The sequence below is a fragment of the Oleiphilus sp. HI0043 genome, assembly GCF_001634935.1.
Genome location: NZ_LWEY01001400.1, coordinates 1 through 18,914, shown reverse-complemented (window position 1 = coordinate 18,914; position 18,914 = coordinate 1). Strand labels below are relative to the sequence as shown.

Annotated in this window: 22 protein-coding genes; all 22 read left to right on the top strand. The window is 44.8% G+C overall.

Annotated features, from left to right (window positions below; translation table 11 throughout):
• The first annotated feature begins 64 nt into the window (after positions 1–64).
• A complete protein-coding gene (fliF, locus tag A3729_RS19210; protein WP_068508202.1) occupies positions 65–1,789 on the top strand; it encodes a flagellar basal-body MS-ring/collar protein FliF in 1,725 nt (574 codons plus the stop codon).
• Positions 1,782–2,804: a flagellar motor switch protein FliG gene (gene fliG / locus A3729_RS19205; RefSeq protein WP_068508201.1), complete on the top strand. Its 1,023-nt coding sequence runs from the start codon at positions 1,782–1,784 to the stop codon at positions 2,802–2,804. Before fliF ends, fliG begins: the two co-directional genes overlap by 8 nt.
• Before the next feature lies 1 nt (position 2,805).
• A complete protein-coding gene (locus A3729_RS19200; protein ID WP_068508199.1) occupies positions 2,806–3,750 on the top strand; it encodes a FliH/SctL family protein in 945 nt (314 codons plus the stop codon).
• Complete coding sequence (gene fliI, locus A3729_RS19195; RefSeq protein WP_068508197.1) at positions 3,743–5,110, top strand: flagellar protein export ATPase FliI; 1,368 nt, start codon at positions 3,743–3,745, stop codon at positions 5,108–5,110. The genes A3729_RS19200 and fliI overlap by 8 nt, the downstream gene beginning before the upstream one ends.
• A 32-nt stretch (positions 5,111–5,142) precedes the next feature.
• The gene (fliJ, locus tag A3729_RS19190) at positions 5,143–5,583 is read left to right on the top strand and encodes a flagellar export protein FliJ (RefSeq protein ID WP_068508195.1); all 441 of its coding nucleotides are present in this window, start codon (positions 5,143–5,145) and stop codon (positions 5,581–5,583) included.
• Positions 5,584–5,756: 173 nt separating this feature from the next.
• Positions 5,757–6,032 carry a lipid asymmetry maintenance protein MlaB gene (locus A3729_RS19185; RefSeq protein ID WP_068507368.1) on the top strand — a complete coding sequence of 92 codons (276 nt, stop codon included), beginning with the start codon at positions 5,757–5,759 and terminating at the stop codon, positions 6,030–6,032.
• A 61-nt stretch (positions 6,033–6,093) separates the two neighbouring features.
• The gene (locus A3729_RS19180) at positions 6,094–6,456 is read left to right on the top strand and encodes a response regulator (RefSeq protein ID WP_068508193.1); all 363 of its coding nucleotides are present in this window, start codon (positions 6,094–6,096) and stop codon (positions 6,454–6,456) included.
• A 76-nt stretch (positions 6,457–6,532) separates the two neighbouring features.
• Positions 6,533–8,650, top strand: a complete 2,118-nt coding sequence (locus tag A3729_RS19175; RefSeq protein ID WP_068516564.1) for a chemotaxis protein CheA — start codon at positions 6,533–6,535, stop codon at positions 8,648–8,650.
• 17 nt (positions 8,651–8,667) lie between these two features.
• Positions 8,668–9,207: a chemotaxis protein CheW gene (locus A3729_RS19170; RefSeq protein WP_068516563.1), complete on the top strand. Its 540-nt coding sequence runs from the start codon at positions 8,668–8,670 to the stop codon at positions 9,205–9,207.
• 9 nt (positions 9,208–9,216) lie between these two features.
• Positions 9,217–10,053 carry a protein-glutamate O-methyltransferase CheR gene (locus A3729_RS19165; RefSeq protein WP_231872224.1) on the top strand — a complete coding sequence of 279 codons (837 nt, stop codon included), beginning with the start codon at positions 9,217–9,219 and terminating at the stop codon, positions 10,051–10,053.
• Between the two features lie 61 nt (positions 10,054–10,114).
• Positions 10,115–10,756, top strand: a complete 642-nt coding sequence (cheD, locus tag A3729_RS19160; RefSeq protein WP_068516172.1) for a chemoreceptor glutamine deamidase CheD — start codon at positions 10,115–10,117, stop codon at positions 10,754–10,756.
• Between the two features lie 41 nt (positions 10,757–10,797).
• The gene (locus A3729_RS19155) at positions 10,798–11,841 is read left to right on the top strand and encodes a chemotaxis response regulator protein-glutamate methylesterase (RefSeq protein ID WP_068516560.1); all 1,044 of its coding nucleotides are present in this window, start codon (positions 10,798–10,800) and stop codon (positions 11,839–11,841) included.
• 38 nt (positions 11,842–11,879) lie between these two features.
• The gene (locus tag A3729_RS19150; protein ID WP_068516558.1) at positions 11,880–12,182 is read left to right on the top strand and encodes an STAS domain-containing protein; all 303 of its coding nucleotides are present in this window, start codon (positions 11,880–11,882) and stop codon (positions 12,180–12,182) included.
• Positions 12,183–12,357: 175 nt separating this feature from the next.
• Entirely contained in the window at positions 12,358–13,635 is a 1,278-nt protein-coding gene (locus tag A3729_RS19145; protein WP_068516555.1) for a flagellar hook-length control protein FliK, read from the top strand.
• 173 nt (positions 13,636–13,808) lie between these two features.
• The gene (fliL, locus tag A3729_RS19140; RefSeq protein WP_068513649.1) at positions 13,809–14,312 is read left to right on the top strand and encodes a flagellar basal body-associated protein FliL; all 504 of its coding nucleotides are present in this window, start codon (positions 13,809–13,811) and stop codon (positions 14,310–14,312) included.
• Between the two features lie 96 nt (positions 14,313–14,408).
• Entirely contained in the window at positions 14,409–15,425 is a 1,017-nt protein-coding gene (fliM, locus tag A3729_RS19135; RefSeq protein WP_197470043.1) for a flagellar motor switch protein FliM, read from the top strand.
• Positions 15,418–15,918, top strand: a complete 501-nt coding sequence (gene fliN, locus A3729_RS19130; protein ID WP_068511675.1) for a flagellar motor switch protein FliN — start codon at positions 15,418–15,420, stop codon at positions 15,916–15,918. Before fliM ends, fliN begins: the two co-directional genes overlap by 8 nt.
• Positions 15,919–15,922: 4 nt before the next feature.
• The gene (gene fliO / locus A3729_RS19125; protein WP_068511678.1) at positions 15,923–16,519 is read left to right on the top strand and encodes a flagellar biosynthetic protein FliO; all 597 of its coding nucleotides are present in this window, start codon (positions 15,923–15,925) and stop codon (positions 16,517–16,519) included.
• Positions 16,516–17,298 carry a flagellar type III secretion system pore protein FliP gene (gene fliP / locus A3729_RS19120; RefSeq protein WP_068554009.1) on the top strand — a complete coding sequence of 261 codons (783 nt, stop codon included), beginning with the start codon at positions 16,516–16,518 and terminating at the stop codon, positions 17,296–17,298. Before fliO ends, fliP begins: the two co-directional genes overlap by 4 nt.
• Before the next feature lie 14 nt (positions 17,299–17,312).
• The gene (gene fliQ / locus A3729_RS19115; RefSeq protein WP_068511910.1) at positions 17,313–17,582 is read left to right on the top strand and encodes a flagellar biosynthesis protein FliQ; all 270 of its coding nucleotides are present in this window, start codon (positions 17,313–17,315) and stop codon (positions 17,580–17,582) included.
• Positions 17,583–17,585: 3 nt separating this feature from the next.
• Positions 17,586–18,374, top strand: coding sequence for a flagellar biosynthetic protein FliR (gene fliR, locus A3729_RS19110; RefSeq protein ID WP_068511913.1), 789 nt, complete (start codon positions 17,586–17,588; stop codon positions 18,372–18,374).
• Positions 18,375–18,381: 7 nt separating this feature from the next.
• A partial coding sequence (locus A3729_RS19105) for an EscU/YscU/HrcU family type III secretion system export apparatus switch protein (RefSeq protein ID WP_197475931.1) occupies positions 18,382–18,914 on the top strand: 533 nt, incomplete at its 3' end.

Sequence of the window (18,914 nt, the reverse complement as noted above, 5' to 3'; positions counted from 1 at the left end):
TCGTTTGTAATGATTGGTATTTGAACAAGCACTGCTTATTTGGATTTTAGTAAAAGGTTAACTTATGGCACTCGCACCCACAGATACAGGTACAGACTCAGCATTGCCCGCTCAGGTGGGTGGTATCTCGGGTGAGCCTGACGTTGTCGGCACTGAAAGTGACTTGATGACCGGTATAAACCGGCTTGGAATCTTTCGGCAAGTAGGTTTGATGGTAGGTTTGGCCGCGAGTGTTGCCCTCGGTTTGGCGCTTGTTTTATGGCTTCAGGAGCCGGACTATCAGCCGTTGATGAGCTCGGTAGAAGCTCAGGACCTGGAAGAAGTTTCAAGCATTCTTAACTTGAATGGTGTTGACTTCAAGATGGATCACCGTACCGGCATATTGCTTGTTGAAGCGGGCAGGGTTCATGAAGCAAGAATGAAGCTGGCAGCGAATGGCATTACAAGCGATAACAGTGTCGGCTATGAGATCCTTGACCAGGATCAGGCCTTGGGTACTAGCCAGTTTATGGAGTCGACACGATTTAAGCGAGGCCTGGAAGGTGAGCTGGCGCGATCAATATCCAGTTTCAGAAATATCCGTAGCGCCAGAGTTCATTTGGCTATTCCGAAGAGGTCGGTGTTTGTTCGTGACTCAAGAGAACCTAGTGCATCAGTTTTGATCGAGACCTCTTCTATGCGGCCAGTGACACGTGAGCAGGTTGACTCGATTGTTAATCTCGTCGCCGGAAGTGTGCCGGAAATGGATATGAGCAAAGTTACTGTTGTTGATCAAAAGGGTAATCTATTGTCTCGGAACAACGAGTCCGAAGAAGACAAGCTGGTTTCAAGGGAGTTTGAGTATTCGCGTAAAATGGAAAAAGTTCTAAATGAGCGAATTACAGGTATATTGAGTCCTATCCTCGGGGCGGATCGTTTCAGGTCAGAAGTCTCGGCTGATGTGGATTTTACCCAGGTTGAAGAAACGGAAGAGTTTTACAACCCTGACATGCAAGCAGTCCGAAGTGAACAAACCTTGGATGAGCAGCGCCAGATGATGACAGATGGCGGTGTACCAGGCGCGCTTGCTAATCAGCCTCCCGCAGCGGGTGCTGCCCCTGAAGTAGCCAACGGTGCTGGCGCTGGTGAAGGAGGTTTACCGACAAATGTGCGTAAGCAAACCACTCGCAATTTTGAGGTGGACCGCACAATCAGCTACACACGTCACCAGCAAGGTAGGCTAAAGCGCTTAACGGTTGCTGTAGCAATTGATGATATACAGAATATCAACCCGGAAACAGGTGAGGTAAGCTATACTACATGGACGGCTGAAGAGCTTGAGCGTTTGACGCTATTGGTAAGGAATGCGGTAGGGTACTCAGCCGCACGAGGTGATAGCGTAAATGTGATTAATACGCCTTTTGCACCTAAGTTTGTGGAAGCCGTACAAGAGCCGGAAATATGGGAACAGGCGTGGTTCAAAGAGCTGGTGCCCAAAGGCATAGCAATGTTGTTCGCCTTGATTATTATCTTTACCGTCATTCGACCAGTGTTTAAGAATCTTTCTGAAGCTGGCGCTCAAGCGAAAGAGCTTGCTTTAGCGGGAGATGAGGACGGTTTGGCACAGATGGATGCCATGAGTGAAGGTGAGGCAGGAGAACGAGTTACTTTGAGTGCCTCTGATGAGTTTCTGTTACCGGGGGCTTCGGAAGGTTTTGATCGACAACTTAATGCCTTGAAAGGTTTGATTGCTGAGGACCCTGCTAGGGTTGCTCAGGTAATTCGTCAATGGGTAAATGTAGATGACTGATGGTGACGGCGATAAAAAGCTGCCAAAAGTTTCGCGGGTAGATGCTGCTGCGATTTTACTAATGAGCCTGGGTGAAGCGGACGCTGCCCAGGTTTTGAAGCATATGGGGCCAAAAGAAGTACAGCGGGTGGGTACCTCTATGGCGGCATTGAAAGATATTAGTCAGGAACAGGTCGAAGGGGTAATGATCGAGTTTCTGGAGGCTGTCGGATCCCAAACGGGTATGGGAATCGGTTCTGATGAGTATATCAAGAATATGCTGACAGAGGCTTTAGGTCAGGACAAGGCGGATAGCTTAATTGACCGAATTCTTGTTGGTGGTAATACAACTGGTTTAGATACGCTTAAATGGATGGATGGTCGTGCTGTAGCGGAGCTTATACGTTATGAGCATCCACAGATTCAGGCCATTGTATTGTCATATCTTGAATCAGATCAGGCTGCTGAAGTGCTAGGCGTATTAGACGAAAAGGTACGTCTTGACGTTATTATGCGTGTCGCTTCTCTCGAAAGCATTCAGCCACAGGCTTTGCAAGAGCTGAATGATATTCTCGAAAAACAGTTCTCGGGTAACGCTGCGACTAAGACCAGTAAGATCGGTGGTGTCAAGTGTGCGGCAGATATTATGAACTTTATTGATACAACTATTGAAGCCGACTTGATGGATAGTATCAAAGAAGTTGATGCTGAACTCGGTACTGAGATAGAAGAGCTGATGTTTGTCTTCGATAATCTCAAGGATGTTGATGATAGAGGGATACAAACGCTCCTCAGGGAAGTCTCCTCAGATATTCTTATTGTTGCACTCAAGGGTGCTGATACTGAATTACAAGAAAAAATCTTTAAGAATATGTCTAAGCGTGCTGCCGAATTACTCCGTGATGACCTTGAGGCGAAAGGTCCTGTTAAGGTGAGTGAGGTAGAAGGTGCGCAGAAAGAGATACTCACCATTGCTCGACGCTTGTCTGAATCCGGTGAAATTGCGCTGGGCGGATCTGGCGAAGCGATGATATAGCATGAGTGACAAAAACAAGCGTGTCCCTTTAGGTGAACTGAGCGCCTACGAACGCTGGGAGCTGCCGAATATTGGCGATCCCGGTCGTGCGGCTAGTCAGGCAGAAAACGCCAGAAAGGAGAAAGTCAAACCACCGACTGCACAGCAAATTGAATCAATAACTAAGCAGGCATATGACTCCGGCTTTGAAGAAGGCCATCGAGATGGTTTCGCTAAAGGTTCAGAGGACGGTCGTGCTGCGGGTCATGCAGAAGGTTTGGAGGCCGGTAAAAGTGAAGGTTACGAACAAGGGGTTGCCCAAGGCCAGGGTGAAATTGCCGAAAAATTGTCACAGCTAGATGCCCTAATGAACCAGTTGGTTAACCCCATTCAGCAGCAACAGCAAGTCGTTGAAGAGGCGATGTTAAATGTTGCGGTTGCGCTTTCCAGAGCAGTGATTCACCGAGAGCTCAATATTGATAGTGCAAGCCTTACACTGGCTTTGTCTCGAGTCATGGAAGGTTTGCCAGCGCTGGACTCAGGGGCAATGTTAAAGGTCAATGAGCAGGATTATGAAACTGTTTCAAAAGCACTAGAGGCTTTAGGTTCTGGTATTGAGCTAGTGAAAGATCCAAGTGTTATAGCTGGTGGCTTCTTACTGAAGACTTCAGCTCAGGTGATTGACTATACCGTTGAAAAACGATTTCAAAAAGCTGTTCAGAGTATGCTGGATACCGCTGTCAATAATACAGCTTCAGGTACTCAAGAAGTGCCAGTGACGATTGATAGTCTGAGTGACTATTCGGCTGACACCTTGAAAGAGGAACCTGAAACAGGCGATGATGAACTGCGCAAGCTTGATCATGAAATACAAGATTCCGAGTTGCCGGGCACCGAGGATACCGAGGACACCAGTACTTCTGGGGAATTAGATGAACAACTAACACCTGGCCCTGAAGATGAGTGATCTGCTTGAAATCAACACTGCTAGTAATATAGCTGCGAATCTTGGTGTACTGGCTGATTCTGTTCCGACGCAGGTGGCACCACAATTTAGCGGGCGCTTGACGCGCATGGTCGGTCTTACCTTAGAGGCTGTTGGTTGCCAAAGTGTTGTTGGTGATCGTTGCCTTATTCATTCTGTTTCGGGTGACTTGATCGAGGCTGAAGTGGTCGGCTTTGAGGATGATCGTACATTTTTGATGCCACTTGTTGCTGCGGATGGTTTGAAGCCGGGTGCCCTGGTTACGCCAGCTGACTCCATTGGTGAAGTCGCTGTAGGGTGGGGCTTGCTTGGGCGTGTGCTTGACGGTGCCGGAAACGTATTGGATGACCACGGTCCATTAGAAGCTGAAACCCGTATACCTTTTAATGGTGCGGTGATTAACCCGCTTGCCAGAGCGCCAATTCGTGAGTCCTTGGATGTCGGGATTAAAGCCATAAACAGTCTCTTGGCTGTCGGCGTTGGTCAGCGAATAGGCTTGTTTGCAGGTAGCGGTGTTGGTAAAAGTATGCTCTTGGGTATGATGACCCGATTTACTACGGCCGATATTGTTGTCGTAGGCTTAATCGGAGAGCGTGGACGTGAGGTAAAAGAGTTTATTGAGGATATCCTGGGTGAAGAAGGGCTAAAGCGTGCAGTGGTAATTGCTTCGCCTGCTGATGACTCGCCTTTGATGCGTCTGCGAGCTGCGATGCTAACGACTCGGATAGCGGAATATTTTCGTGATCAGGGTAAAAACGTGCTTTTGTTAATGGACTCACTGACTCGATATGCGCAAGCGCAGCGTGAAATTGCATTGTCTGTGGGGGAGCCTCCCGCGACAAAGGGCTATCCACCCTCGGTGTTTGCCAAACTGCCTCAACTCGTCGAACGTGCGGGGAATGGTAAGAAAGGAGGCGGTTCCATTACTGCTTTTTACACGGTTCTCACTGAGGGTGACGATCAGCAAGATCCTATTGCAGACGCCGCCAGGGCTATTTTGGATGGTCATATCGTGCTCTCTCGTAGCTTGGCCGAAGAGGGCCATTATCCAGCGATCGATGTCGAGGCTTCGATCAGTCGAGTTATGCCTCATATCATCAGTGCTGAGCATTTACAGAATGCACAGCGCTTCAAACAAATCTATGCAAGGTATCAGCAAGCCAGAGACTTAATTAGCGTCGGAGCTTATGTTAAAGGTTCTGACCCACAAACTGATTTTGCTATCGAAAGAATTGAAAAGATGAAGCAGTTCCTGCGGCAGGGATTAACTGAGGAGTCTGAAGCGCCCAGAGCGATAGCGGAAATGTCACAAACGATTGCTGCTGCAGCTCAAGCGCAATAATCTAGCTTGCGCTACAGTCTATAAGGTTGTCTATGAAGAAGTCGCAGCGTTTGAAGGTAGTTCTTGATCAGGCAGAGCGAAACGAGCAAGCGGCTTTGGAGCAGATGACAGCTGCAAAGCGCTATTTGGACGATCAGACTGCGCAAATGGATAATCTCAAACAATATCATAATCAATACCTTGCTGATATGAAGCGAGGCCTTGGTAGCGTCCAGAGCGTTACTCAATTGCAGTCAAGCTTGCACTTTGTTAATCAAATTGATGTCGCAATCCAGCAACAACAGCTTGTTGTTGATCAGGGACAAAAAGCGTTCAATATTACCAAAGAAAAGTGGTCAGCTTTGCACCAAAAAACCAAAGGCTTGGCAGACCTTATTCAGCGCTACAAGGATGAGGAAAACGCACTTGCCGACAAGCGTGAGCAAAAGCAGTTGGAAGACGCTCTTCAAGCCAGGATGTTTCGCCGAAAATAGATCGCTGCATCAAAGGCTTGGCTTAATAATAAGCTTCATTGATGATCAATCCTTTCTATAGCCTCTCATTGCCGATCTAGGGATAAAAAATCAGTTTATGATTTGTGGTATTCCTGAAAATAGCTACTAAAGTTAGTTGAAGAAATAACTATTTGGTGAGATTTAGGCTGATTATGAGTGAAGCAGCAATTGAGTTAGAAGGTGTTGTGAATATCGCTAAGGTTGAGTCGCTACATCATGAGATGGAAGAGATTCTTAAATTAGCATCTCCAACCGTTATCAGTGCGGGAGAAGTATCGAGAGTGGATACTGCAGCCTTGCAATTATTTGCTTCCTTTTTTACTTCAATGCGTACTGCTGAGGCTGAAGTTTCTTGGGGAAGCGTGTCCGAAGAGTTGCAAGCGGCTGCTAAGTTAGCGGGCTTGGAACAAATGCTAAATCTTAACTAAATGTTTTTGAATTTTGATTTCTTAGGGAAATTGCTTAATCGTCGCATACGGGAGAACGTAGATGGCAACAATATTGGCGGTAGATGATTCTGCCTCAATGAGACAAATGGTTTCATTCACTCTTAAAGGTGCTGGCTTTGATGTGATAGAAGCTGCAGATGGACAGCAAGCACTAGATAAAGCAAAAACTACTGCTGTTGATCTGGTTTTATCCGATGTGAATATGCCTGTAATGGATGGTATTGAGTTAGTTAAGAACCTCAGAACCTTACCGGATTATAAGTTTACTCCAATCTTAATGTTGACCACCGAATCAGCTGGCGATAAGAAAATGCAGGGTAAAAATGCTGGCGCTACGGGTTGGTTGGTAAAACCGTTTAACCCAGAGCAGCTATTAGCGACTATCAAGAAAGTAATGGGCTAAGCTTTACCTCTGTAATGTACAGCGCTACCAAGAACAAAAAATCGTTAATGTAACTACGCGTAGACAGGCCAATACAATGAGTGTTGATTTAAGTCAGTTTCATCAGGTGTTTTTCGAAGAGAGTTATGAAGGGCTTGATGTTATGGAGTCTGCGCTTCTTAATATCGATATCTCGAATCTCGATTCTGAAGCGATAAACGAAATATTCAGGGCTGCACACTCGATTAAGGGTGGTAGTGGTACCTTTGGTTTTAATGAGATTGCTGAATTTACACATGTTGTAGAAACGCTGCTTGATCTTATTCGTTCAGACCAGTTTGTTATGGAAGTGGATCATGTCGATCTGTTTCTGAAGTCTGTCGACTGTATCCGAACTATGATCAATGAGCTTGAGGCCGGTCAAAGCTGCGAAACCAAGTTGGCAGATGAGTTGCGAGTACAGTTCAACGCTCTGCTGGAAGGTGGCAGTGAAACAGCAGAAAACTGTGAAAGTCCTAGCGAGGAAACCGACGAAGGTTCTGATGGTTGGACTATCTATTTTAAACCCGACGCAGATGTCTTGCGCACTGGTAATGACCCAGTACGTATGTTTCGTGAACTGTCTGAGTTGGGTGAAGTCGAGGTTTCCAGTGTTGTTGATGAGCTGCCAGAACTTGGCTCGCTAGACCCCGAAGCATGCTATCTAGCTTGGAATATTGTACTTAAGGGTGATGCCGAAAGAGCTCAAATAGACGAAGTCTTTGAGTGGGTCGTTGATGACTCGGATATTCGAATTGAGAAAATTGATTCGCAAGCTTCTGAAGAGTCTGAGGTAAATGCTGAAGCAGCAGAGCCAGCGGTTGTTGCTGAAGCTGCGGTTGGTGTTTCAGCAGTTAAGACAGAAGATGTGCCCGCGTCTAAGTCGAGTGTTGAATCTAGTGCCAGTGTTGAGAAAGCGAGTAAAGCGCCAGCGCCTGTTAAAAAGGAAAGTAAGCCTGAAAGCGTTTCAATCCGTGTAGGCACAGACAAAATCGATAGCCTGATCAATATGGTCGGCGAGCTTGTAATTACCCAGTCAATGCTAAATGAACTGGGCAAAGACTTTACGGTCGATATGATGCCGAAGTTGATGGAAGGTTTAGAGCAGCTAAGTCTTCATACCAGAGAGCTTCAAGAGAGTGTCATGCGTATTAGGATGCTTCCTATTAGTTTTGCATTTTCACGTTTCCCTCGCCTCGTTCACGATATTAGTAAGAGTCTTGAAAAGAAAGTTGAGCTTGTTCTGCTTGGTGAGCAAACTGAACTGGATAAAACAGTGATGGAAAGAATAGGCGACCCTCTTGTTCACCTTGTTCGAAACTCACTTGACCACGGTTTAGAGTCGCCAGAAGCGCGTCTTGCCGCTGGCAAAGATGAAACCGGTAAGATTACCCTTAACGCATTTCACCAGGGCGGTAACATTGTTATTCAGATTATTGATGACGGTGCCGGCCTCAATGAAGATCGAATTTTATCGAAAGCAATCGAAAACGGTCTTGTTTCGCCTAACGATCATCTTGAACCAGAGCAAATTCACGACTTAATTTTCCAGCCTGGATTTTCAACTGCTGCAGAAGTTACCGATATTTCGGGGCGTGGCGTTGGTATGGATGTTGTGCGCAGAAATATACAGGACTTAAATGGTTCGGTCGAGGTTGAGTCGACTCCAGGCAAGGGGAGTATGTTCTCGATACGCTTGCCACTGACTCTGGCAATTTTGGATGGTCAGCTAATTCGTGTTGGTCAGCAGGTATATATTTTTCCTTTGGTATCTATTGTCGAATCGATTGAGTCTCAGGATCAGATGATACATCGCGTTTCTGGTGGCTGTGACGTCCTTCGCCTTCGAAACGAATATGTTCCGATTATTCGCCTTTGGGATATTTTTAACGTTCAGGCAGATCATGAACGGGTTGATGATGGTCTCCTCGTTATTGTCGAGGGTGACAATATTAAGGTAGCGGTGTTAGTTGACGACTTATTAGCTCAGCAGCAAGTGGTCATCAAGAGTTTGCAGGAAAACTATCGTTCAGTCCCTGGTGTATCCGGCGCAACGATACTTGGGGATGGTACTGTATCACTGATCCTGGATATTAGCGGGCTTATAAAGCTTGCTGGTGTTGGGCGTGATGCCTATAAGAAGATTACCGAGCCAGACGATAGCGAAGCGGCATAAAACAAAAGGTTTAATCTATGTCAGAGCAACAAGATTCAAAGCTAGAACAGATTAATGGTGAAGTCGATGATGCAAAGCAGGATGAGCCAACCGACCAATACCTCACCTTTTTTATGGGGGGTGAAGAGTTCGGTATCAATATTCTTTCAGTGCAGGAGATAAGAGGTTGGGAAGAGATCACCTCAATTCCCAATTCTCCAAGTCAGGTGCTAGGTGTCATGAACTTGAGGGGGACTGTTTCTCCTATCGTTGATTTGCGATATAGCTTTGGCATTAAAGATTTATCTTATACCGATGAAACGGTTGTGATAATCGTTTCGGTAGAAACCGAGTCTAACGCCAAGGTTATCGGAATCGTGGTTGATGCAGTGTCGGATGTGTATAACTTTTCTCATTCTCAAATTCAGCCTTCTCCCGAGCTTTCCCAAACGAGTCAGGCGCAATATGTTAAAGGTTTGGGAAGTACCGAAGAAAAAATGGTGATTATTTTGGAGCTTAGCGAGCAATTGATCGCTGATCCAGATCAGGTTGCCGGACGACAATTACTAGCGAGTTAAGGTTCTTAAGTGGATTCTGATCGATCACGAGAGTTTGCGATGTCCGATGCTGATTTCCAGGAAATCAGCGAGTTGGCCTATAAGTATACTGGCATAGTGCTGGGGCCCCATAAGAAAGATATGGTTTATGGCCGCCTGGCGCGTAGGCTCAGAGATGTTCGTTTGGGCTCAGTAAGTGAATATCTGTCTTTGATTCGTAATGAAAACAGCGAAGAAGTTAGTCGTTTTATTAATGCGATTACGACGAATCTCACATCCTTCTTTAGAGAGAACCATCATTTCGAGTTTCTTGGAGATAAGCTCTGTAAGGAGCTAAAGAATAGCAACGCTGCTTCAAGGCGAATTAGAGTTTGGTCTGCAGGCTGCTCTTCTGGTGAGGAACCTTATAGCATTGCAATGACCATTCGGGATAACTTTGATTTAAGTGGCTGGGACTGCAAAATTCTAGCTACTGACTTAGATTCCAAAGTTTTGGGAAAAGGTCAGCAAGGTGTTTACGGGGTTGAGCGAATTGAATCGCTTCCTCAAGAGATCAAGCGGAAGTGGTTCATGTTTGATAAGAACCACCCGGATATCGTTAAGGTTAAACCTGATTTGCAGGAGTTAATTAGATTTAAGCGCCTAAACTTATTGGAACGCTGGCCAATGAAAGGCCCGTTCGACCTAATATTCTGTCGGAATGTCGTTATTTACTTTAATGAAGAGACTCAAGCAGTTTTGTTCAACAGGTATGCCGATATGCTTAAAGATGGGGGCTATTTGATAATTGGTCACTCAGAGAGCTTGAGTAGAGTATGTACAAGGTTTAAGCCAATAGGTAAGACCATCTACCAGAAAATTTCTTAGTATTGAATGTTGATTGTCGTTCAGGGCAGCAATATTACAGTTAATGTAGGATAGTTAGTAAATGTCACAAAATCACACTTTACCACCACCCCTAGCAGGCTTTGAGCATGTGAACAGGTATTGGGATAAGCGAATGAATGTTCCCGCTGCTAAAATAATGCCGGGTGAGTTCTATGTGAGCAAAACTGGAGAAATGATTGTTACCGTACTGGGTTCCTGTATTTCTGCCTGTGTTCGAGATGTGCAACTTGGTATAGGTGGAATGAATCACTTTATGTTACCAGAGCAAGGGGCTCATTCGACGGAAAAGTGGGGAGCTTCAGAAATAAGCAGTGCCTCCAGGTACGGAAACTGGGCGATGGAATTTCTTATTAACGAAATCCTAAAGCTTGGTGGTACGCGTCGAAATCTCGAAATCAAAGTTTTTGGTGGCGGCAATGTTCTTAGCAACATGACTGACATTGGTAAGCGAAATATAGCGTACGTAAGAAAGTACATTTACGAAGAAAATTTTGAGCTAGCAGCGGAAGATGTTGGTGATATATACCCGAGAAAGGTCTTGTATTTTCCCGATACCGGTGCACTTAAAGTAAGAAAGCTTAGAGAAACAACAAACGATACAGTCTTGCAAAGAGAGATTAGCTATAGCAATGACTTGAAGCAAAAGTCCGCACCAAGCGGTGGTGTTGAGTTGTTTGACTGATTCGCGCAGTAATATGTCGTACTTTTCGTGGAGAAGTAGGTTTGAGTAAGATAAAAGTTTTAATTGTTGATGACTCCGAGCTAATTAGGCAGGTTTTATCTGAAATTATTGGCTCGGCACCAGACCTTGAGGTTGTGGCTGTCGCTGAGCATCCGCTTGATGCTCGTGAGAAAATTAAGCAGTTCAGTCCAGATGTACTGACTTTGGATATTGAAATGCCAAAAATGGATGGCATTACATTTCTGCGAAATTTGATGAGATTGCGTCCCATGCCGGTCGTTATGATCTCTACTTTAACTAGTAAAGGAGCTCCGGCTACGCTTGATGCGCTTTCAATTGGCGCAGTTGACTATATCGCAAAACCACAAGGTGGTTCCTGGGATAACCTTTCGGATTATGCGCTAACAATTCAGAGTAAAGTTAGAAATGCTGCCATTGCGAATATGGCGGCTCATGATAGAGTGCTTTCGTCGAAGCAAGCTTCTAGTGAGGCGACAGAAAAACGTAAATTTGACGGGCGAAAAATTATTTGTATCGGAAGTTCTACGGGTGGAACGGAAGCTCTACGTGAAGTCCTGCAAGGGATGCCAGCAAACTGCCCGCCTATTGTTATGGCGCAGCATATACCTGCTACCTTTAGTGCCTCATTGGCGCAGCGGCTTGATGGACACTGTGAAATCACAGTTAAGGAAGCAAAGAGTGGTATGCCTTTGGAGCCGGGCCATGCTTATTTAGCGCCAGGCGACTTCCATTTAAAAGTTTACGAGAAAAACGGGCGCTTGGTTACCTCTCTATATGATGGAGAGAAGGTCAGTGGTCATAAGCCTTCGGTCAATGTATTATTCGACTCAGTCGCACAGCATTATGGGAAATATGCAGTTTCAGCTATCCTAACGGGGATGGGAAGTGATGGCGCCGAAGGTATGGAAAGAATACTTTCAGTGGGCGGTGCAACTTTTGCTCAAGATGAAGCAACGAGTGTTGTATGGGGAATGCCCGGCGCAGCTGTTAAACTTAACGCTGTGCAAAAAGTGCTCCCGATAAATAAAATTCGAGAAGCGCTACTTAAGGCTTGTGAAAGGTAGCGTTAGGAAATATCTATTTAGACAAAGGTGAGGCATAAATGTCAATCACATCAGTACTTTCAACGGATGATAACTCTCTAACTATTGCGATTAAAGGTCGCTTTGACTTTGCTTCGCATCAGAGTTTTTGTGACGCTTACGAAGGAAAAGACAACGGTGTTAGTGAATATCGCATCGATATGCGCGACGTCAGTTATCTAGACAGCTCTGCTTTGGGAATGTTGTTGTTACTTAAGGATCACGCAAAAGAAAATGTAAAAATCAGCATAGTTCACTGTTCTGATGAGGTAAAAAAGATATTCGAGATCTCTAATTTTAAACAGCTATTCGATATTCATTAAATTAAGTACCATTCTCTAAATAGCGGATATTGGCCCGATATTCGCATAATCCTCCCTAAAGCGTAGTGTAATCAAGTTAGACGACTAACTTGAGCGCCTACAATTCGCTTGTCCTAAAGCTATTTTTTCTAAGTCATAATTAATATGGCTTGAGCGAAACGGGTGGTTGTTGTTCATGCAAAATATATCTCTATCAAACCCTGTATCAGCAGGAAACGCACCAGCAGCGTCAACTAGCGGTCCAGCATTGGGCGCGAGCAGCGAACCGGGTGCATCACCCATAGAGGGTTCATTTGGTGCTACATTAACAGGTGTCTATCAGTCTTCTATAAGTCCTGAGAAACTTGATGATATTGCTGCTAAGCTTGAAGCTTTAGGGCTGGATTCAAGCTTCCTGGATGATATCAACGCATTATTGAGTGGCAATTTAATGTCTCTGGATGCGGCACAGCAAGGCATAGAATTGCCGGAAATGAGTACTTTTCTTTCTAACTCGCTGGCAGAGCTTGAGAGTGGTCTTGGATTTTCAAGTGATGACATACCCGAAGATGTGTTGGCATCTTTGCTAAATACGGTAAATGGGATACAACAAGCCCTTGCACCGGTAAGTGCTAACCTTCCACAAGCATTGACTGGGCTTGATTCAGGTGTGGCGCCAGTAAGTGTTTTGCCTGGCGTATCTTTTCAAAACCAGGATGCTAAGAAGTCTCAGGTGAACCTAAATACGGCAAACCAAATTCAAGCAGCTCCGCTTACCAATTCTAATATTGATTCAGGGCTTGGGTTGTCTCCTCAGAATTTGTCCCAAAATGGCAGTGCTAAGCTCAATTTGGAAGAGGAGGTTGTTAGTCAGGCATTGCAAGGTGAATCAAAGTTTAAGGCGATTGCGGATAGTACTAGTAGTGTTGAAAGCATTCTGGAAAAAACGATTGGTAGTGGTGTAGAGCGTTCATCTTCGCTACTTAAAACAACGTTTTCGGAAGTGCAGCAGAAATTAGATAACGCGCCTTACTCGACAACAGTAATGACGGGTTTGGATGAGGTTGAGTGGGGGGAGGAAGTTGGCCAGAAGATAGTTTGGCTTACGGGAAAGGCAATTCAGTCTGCAGAGATCCACTTAAACCCTGCTGAGCTTGGTCCAATTGATGTAAAAATTTCTGTTCAAAATGATGCAGCAGCCATTACATTTAACGCCCATAATGCTTCAGTCAGGGAAATGCTTGAATCTAACGTTGTGCGTTTACGTGAAATGATGGAGACAAACGGCGTTGAGCTTCAGGAAGTGAATGTCGATGCACGCAGCGGTGATGAGCGTTTTGCATCCAATGATCAGCAGCAAGGTTCTAATGGCTCGGAAGATCAGCAAGAAGATTCTGAAGATTCTAGTAGTGAAACAGCTACGACAGAATCGATTTCACGCTCCTCTTCAAATCTCGTTGACTACTTTGCCTGATAAGTTTTTATCAGGCCCTCTTCATTTTCGCCCTCTTTAAGCTAAACTAATATCAAATAGTTAAAGGCAACAGTTAAGCTTCCGTTTAAACGGAGAACTGTTGTTTTTGGCATACACTTTGCTGGATATCTGTAAAGGTGCTCAGCTGCGATTTGATATGACGGGATTTTGACGTGGCAGAAGAAGAAAACAAAACTGAAGAAGAGCAATCTGGCGAAGGTGGTTCAAAGAAAAAGCTAATTATTATTATTGCGATCGTTGCAATTTTAGCTATTGGTCTATCGGTTGGTGTGACGATGTTTTTGCTTGGTGGCGATGAAGACGCACCAACTGAACCGGTTATTGAAGAAGAAGTAAAGGAGCCAGCTAGCTACATTCCAATTAAGCCAGCATTTTTGGTTACGTTTAATGTCGATGGGCGTCAGCGGTATATGCAGATTTCATTATCTGTTTCTAGTCGTGATGCCAGTGCTTTGGATGCTTTAGACCACCATATGCCTTTGATACGTTCACGTTTATTGAATGTATACGCAGATCAGGACTTTCAACAGATTCGCACTGAGGAAGGTAAGTTAGCGCTTCAAGCTCAGACAGTCGAAGTGATTAATACTGTCTTAAGTAGTGAAGAGGCTGGTGAGATAGAGAACGTTTATTTCACTAATTTTGTATTGCAGTAGTTTTGTTCAAGATGTTTTAAGTTATTTGTTTGGTGTTATTTTCGCGACCGTCAAATAGCTTATTTTGTGATTGCTTAAAAATTCATATAGTCAGGTATTAGTGTGCAAGATTTATTATCACAAGACGAGATAGATGCGTTATTGCATGGTGTCGATGATGGTGATATCGACACGGAGGACGATGCCGATGAAGAAGGTATACGCAATTACGACTTAGCGAGCCAAGATAGAATTGTGCGCGGGCGCATGCCTACGCTCGAAATGATCAATGAAAGGTTTGCCCGCTACACCAGAATCAGCTTGTTTAACCTGCTCCGTAGAAACGCCGACGTTTCTACGGGCGGTGTCCAGATCATGAAGTTTGGAGAGTATATCCATACTCTTTACGTTCCTACCAGTTTAAATATTGTCAAAATCAGACCTCTTCGCGGAGCTGGTTTATTTATTTTTGATGCCAAGCTAGTTTTTAAACTTGTTGATAACTTCTTTGGTGGTGATGGGCGTCATGCAAAAATTGAAGGGCGTGAGTTTACGCCTACCGAGATTCGGGTTGTTCATATGGTACTCGAACAAGTCTTTATCGATATGAAGGAAGCGTGGAGCGCAGTTTTCAAAATTGATTTTGAGTATATGAACTCTGAAGTTAACCCTTCAATGGCGAATATTGTTAGCCCTAGTGAAGTGATAGTAATTAGTACCTTTCATATCGAACTAGATGGCGGTGGTGGAGACCTTCATCTGGCCATTCCATACTCTACCATTGAGCCGATTCGCGAGATCCTCGATGCTGGTGTCCAGAGTGATGTTGACGATGTTGACGAGCGCTGGATGACAACTATTCGGAAAGATCTTTTAGAGGCTAATGTGCCTCTTAATGCGACAGTCCTAGAAGAACAGATATCACTTAGAGATGTTGCCAAGCTTGAAAAAGGTGATGTTATACCGATAGAAATGCCAGAGTTTATTACGCTAACTGCGAATAAGGTCCCTATGTTCAAAGCAAAGCTTGGGCAAAGTGATGGTCAGTTAGCGGCGAAAATTGAAGAAAAAATTGAACGACCCAACCTCATATCCAGTGTAGTTGACGAAAATTTGGAAGAAGAAAATGAGTGATAACGAAGATCAAAGTGAAGACGAAAAACTAGCATCTGAATGGGAAGCTGCAATGGAAGAGTCTGGTGATTCTGAAGGCGGCGAAGGTAGTGTTGAGGATGAGTGGGCGGCGGCAATGGCCGAAGCTGAAGCTATCGAAGGGGATGATGCTGATGATATTAAGTCTGCGCCTCTAGAGTCTTTTGATTCGCGTCCAGCTGCGGCTGCTAACGCTGGTGCTGGTGGCCCAGGCGCTCCCGATCTTGATGTCATTCTGGATATACCTGTTACGTTATCGATGGAAGTCGGTAATACCTCCATTCCGATCAGAAACTTATTACAATTGAATCAAGGTTCCGTTATTGAGCTTGACCGCTTGGCCGGTGAGCCATTAGATGTTTTGGTCAATGGCACACTAATCGCTCATGGTGAAGTTGTTATGGTTAATGATAAATTCGGTATTCGACTGACTGATGTAGTAAGTCCAACTGAACGTATCAGGCGTTTAGGGTAGTTTTGTGGGCTTACTGATTCGCCTTTGTGTGGTGTTCATACTGAGCACCAGTATTGTGTATGCTAATGAATCCTCAGATTCTACGAATCCTGGCACTGAGCCACAGCAACAATTAGTTGAGTTAGACGATACGTTAAAAACTGAAAACGAAGTTGTCAGCTCAAATACTGAATCGACCCACCTTAGTAAAGCTCGTGCACCAGAGTACGACCCGATAACGAGTTGGCCTATTGTTGTCGCTACTTTATTCGCAATGGTGGTCTTCATTTTTGTCTTGGCTTGGTTTGCTCGCCGATTTAGCGGATTTAATATTGCTAAAAATAGAGAAATGGAAGTGCTTTCGTCTCTTCCGCTTGGTGCAAGAGAAAAAGTTAGTTTAGTTCGTGTAAAAGGGCAGACACTTCTTTTGGGTGTTACCAATCAGCAGATTTCTTGTTTGCATACTTTTGACAGCGATTCTGATCTTAGTGATAACGCTCAAGAAGGTGGTGGTCGTGGTGCACATTCCGATTTTTCGACAACTTTAAAAGGCTTGCTCACTAAAAGTACGCCTGAGGAGCAAGGCAGCTCTGAGCTTAACTCTCAAGAGGGTAAGCTATGACAACGAAGTCAAAGTTTTCAGTGCGTACTTTTGCACTCCTAGCACTAGGTGTCGTTCTGTCATTGTTGTCATTTTCAGCTTTTGCTGAAGGTGCGCAAGGAAGCCCGGGTATTCCTGCTCTAACCCTGGTAAATAATTCTGATGGTTCGCAGACCTATACGGTGACGATCCAGGTTCTTGCGCTAATGACTGCGCTAACCTTCTTGCCTGCGATGCTGATGATGATGACTTCATTCACCCGAATAATCATCGTTTTCTCAATACTTCGCCAGGCCTTGGGGCTACAACAAACCCCTTCAAACCAGATAGTTTTGGGTTTATCGCTGTTTTTAACGATCTTTATTATGACGCCTGTTTTTGAAAAGGTTAATGAAACGGCTATCCAACCTTATATGAACGAGCAGCTAGCACCTGTTGATGCCGTTAAAGCCGCAAGCTTACCATTTCGAGAGTTTATGCTGACGCAGACAAGAGAAGATGATATTGCGCTGTTTGTGCGTATATCGGGTGCTGAATACAATACGCTTGATGACTTGCCGTTTTGGGTGTTGATGCCTGCCTTCGTAACAAGTGAACTGAAAACCGCCTTTCAAATTGGCTTTCTGCTGTTCCTGCCTTTTCTAATTCTCGATATGGTCGTGGCGAGCGTACTGATGGCAATGGGTATGATGATGTTATCACCTATGATTATCTCCTTACCTTTCAAGATAATGTTTTTTGTCTTGATTGACGGTTGGGCTCTGATAATGGGTAGTTTAGCCGCCAGCTTTGGAATATAACGAGGTAGATTAAGATGACGCCAGAGTTAGCAATTGACCTTGTAAGGGATGCCGTATTTGTAATTTTGATTTTGGTCACTTTAATACTCGTACCCGGCCTAATCGTTGGCTTGATGGTGAGTGTTTTTCAGGCTGCAACACAGATCAACGAGCAAACGCTAAGCTTCTTACCAAGGCTTCTGGTGACCTTGTTTGTGCTTATTGTCGCGGGTCCGTATATGATGACAAAAATTCTCGACTATTCAGAACGCTTATGGACTAGCATTCCATTACTGATCGGGTAAAAGATGGAATTTACCGACGCACAAATTGGCGCTTGGGTTGGGTCCTTCTTGTGGCCCTTATTCCGTATTGCCAGTTTCTTGATGGTGGTTCCGGTAATCGGAACACGGTTGGTGCCAATGCGTGTCCGAATTGGCTTATCCTTTGCCTTAACGCTAATCGTTGCTCCATTGATTGACCCTGTCCCTGTGATTGACGCTCTGTCAATCGGTTCTTTTTTGATTGTGCTTCAGCAAGTTGTTATCGGTACCTTAATGGGCTTCATGTTTGTGCTACTGATGCAGTTGTTTGTGGTGGCGGGGCAAATGATTTCGATGCAAATGGGTTTGGGTTTTGCTTCGATGGTTGACCCAACGAACGGTGTTAATACACCAATCCTGTCTCAGATATTCCTGATAGGCGTAACCTTAACGTTTCTTGCAATGAATGGTCATTTAGTGATGATTGAAGTGATTGTTGAAAGCTTTAGGGCGTGGCCGATTTCAGCAAGTATTATAGGTGAAAACTCGATAGAGCCTTACTTATTGTGGGATATGTTGATGAGGATTAACTGGCTCTTTGCTTCGGCTCTGCTGGTTGCGCTGCCAGTAGTAACTTCGGTATTGATTGTTAATATCTCCTTTGGAGTTATGACAAGGGCGGCACCGCAGATGAATGTATTCTCGCTCGGTTTTCCAATCGGTATGATTTTCGGTTTTTTCATTCTTTGGGTGGGTGTCGGAAATGTTGATACGCTTTTTATTCGTTTTAGCGAGCATACATATATTTATCTGCGCGATGTGATGGGGGCTTAGAGCGCTTATGGCAGAGAACGATAGTAGTCAGGATAAAACCGAAGAACCCACCGGCCGGAAACTCGAAAAAGCGCGAGAAGAAGGTCAGGTTCCCCGATCAAAAGAGTTAAATACAACTTTTTTACTGATTGTCGGGGCGGGGGGCTTGTTAATTTTTGGTAGCGGTATCGCAGCATCTTTAACAAAGATCATGACTGCTAGTTTTTCGTTTTCTAGAGAGGCGACACAAGATACAAGCCAGATGGGAATGTATCTCGCAAGAGCCGCGGTTGAAGTTGCAGAAGGTATTTTGCCGTTTCTAATTTTGTTGTTTGTATCGGCTATTGCAGGGTCCGTTGCTTTGGGTGGTTGGCTTTTCTCAACTAAAGCTCTGGCGCCTAAGTTTAGCCGAATGGACCCAATTAAAGGCTTGGCGAAGATGTTTTCCCTCAAGTCCTTAGTGGAGCTCATAAAGGCGATTGCAAAGGTGTCATTGGTTGTCGCAGTTGCAGTTTTGATTATTCACTCGCAATTGCCAACGCTTATCGGGCTTGCCGATCA

Excerpts from the sequence above, each read along its gene's own strand:
- A3729_RS19200 (WP_068508199.1), top strand. The coding sequence starts at position 2,806 with ATGAGTGACAAAAACAAGCGTGTCCCTTTAGGTGAACTGAGCGCCTAC.
- A3729_RS19145 (WP_068516555.1), top strand. The coding sequence starts at position 12,358 with ATGCAAAATATATCTCTATCAAACCCTGTATCAGCAGGAAACGCACCA.
- A3729_RS19170 (WP_068516563.1), top strand. The coding sequence starts at position 8,668 with ATGTCAGAGCAACAAGATTCAAAGCTAGAACAGATTAATGGTGAAGTC.
- fliP (WP_068554009.1), top strand. The coding sequence starts at position 16,516 with ATGACAACGAAGTCAAAGTTTTCAGTGCGTACTTTTGCACTCCTAGCA.
- fliR (WP_068511913.1), top strand. The coding sequence starts at position 17,586 with ATGGAATTTACCGACGCACAAATTGGCGCTTGGGTTGGGTCCTTCTTG.
- A3729_RS19185 (WP_068507368.1), top strand. The coding sequence starts at position 5,757 with ATGAGTGAAGCAGCAATTGAGTTAGAAGGTGTTGTGAATATCGCTAAG.
- A3729_RS19180 (WP_068508193.1), top strand. The coding sequence starts at position 6,094 with ATGGCAACAATATTGGCGGTAGATGATTCTGCCTCAATGAGACAAATG.
- fliN (WP_068511675.1), top strand. The coding sequence starts at position 15,418 with ATGAGTGATAACGAAGATCAAAGTGAAGACGAAAAACTAGCATCTGAA.
- A3729_RS19150 (WP_068516558.1), top strand. The coding sequence starts at position 11,880 with ATGTCAATCACATCAGTACTTTCAACGGATGATAACTCTCTAACTATT.
- fliI (WP_068508197.1), top strand. The coding sequence starts at position 3,743 with ATGAGTGATCTGCTTGAAATCAACACTGCTAGTAATATAGCTGCGAAT.
- fliJ (WP_068508195.1), top strand. The coding sequence starts at position 5,143 with ATGAAGAAGTCGCAGCGTTTGAAGGTAGTTCTTGATCAGGCAGAGCGA.
- A3729_RS19175 (WP_068516564.1), top strand. The coding sequence starts at position 6,533 with ATGAGTGTTGATTTAAGTCAGTTTCATCAGGTGTTTTTCGAAGAGAGT.
- fliG (WP_068508201.1), top strand. The coding sequence starts at position 1,782 with ATGACTGATGGTGACGGCGATAAAAAGCTGCCAAAAGTTTCGCGGGTA.
- cheD (WP_068516172.1), top strand. The coding sequence starts at position 10,115 with ATGTCACAAAATCACACTTTACCACCACCCCTAGCAGGCTTTGAGCAT.
- fliQ (WP_068511910.1), top strand. The coding sequence starts at position 17,313 with ATGACGCCAGAGTTAGCAATTGACCTTGTAAGGGATGCCGTATTTGTA.
- fliF (WP_068508202.1), top strand. The coding sequence starts at position 65 with ATGGCACTCGCACCCACAGATACAGGTACAGACTCAGCATTGCCCGCT.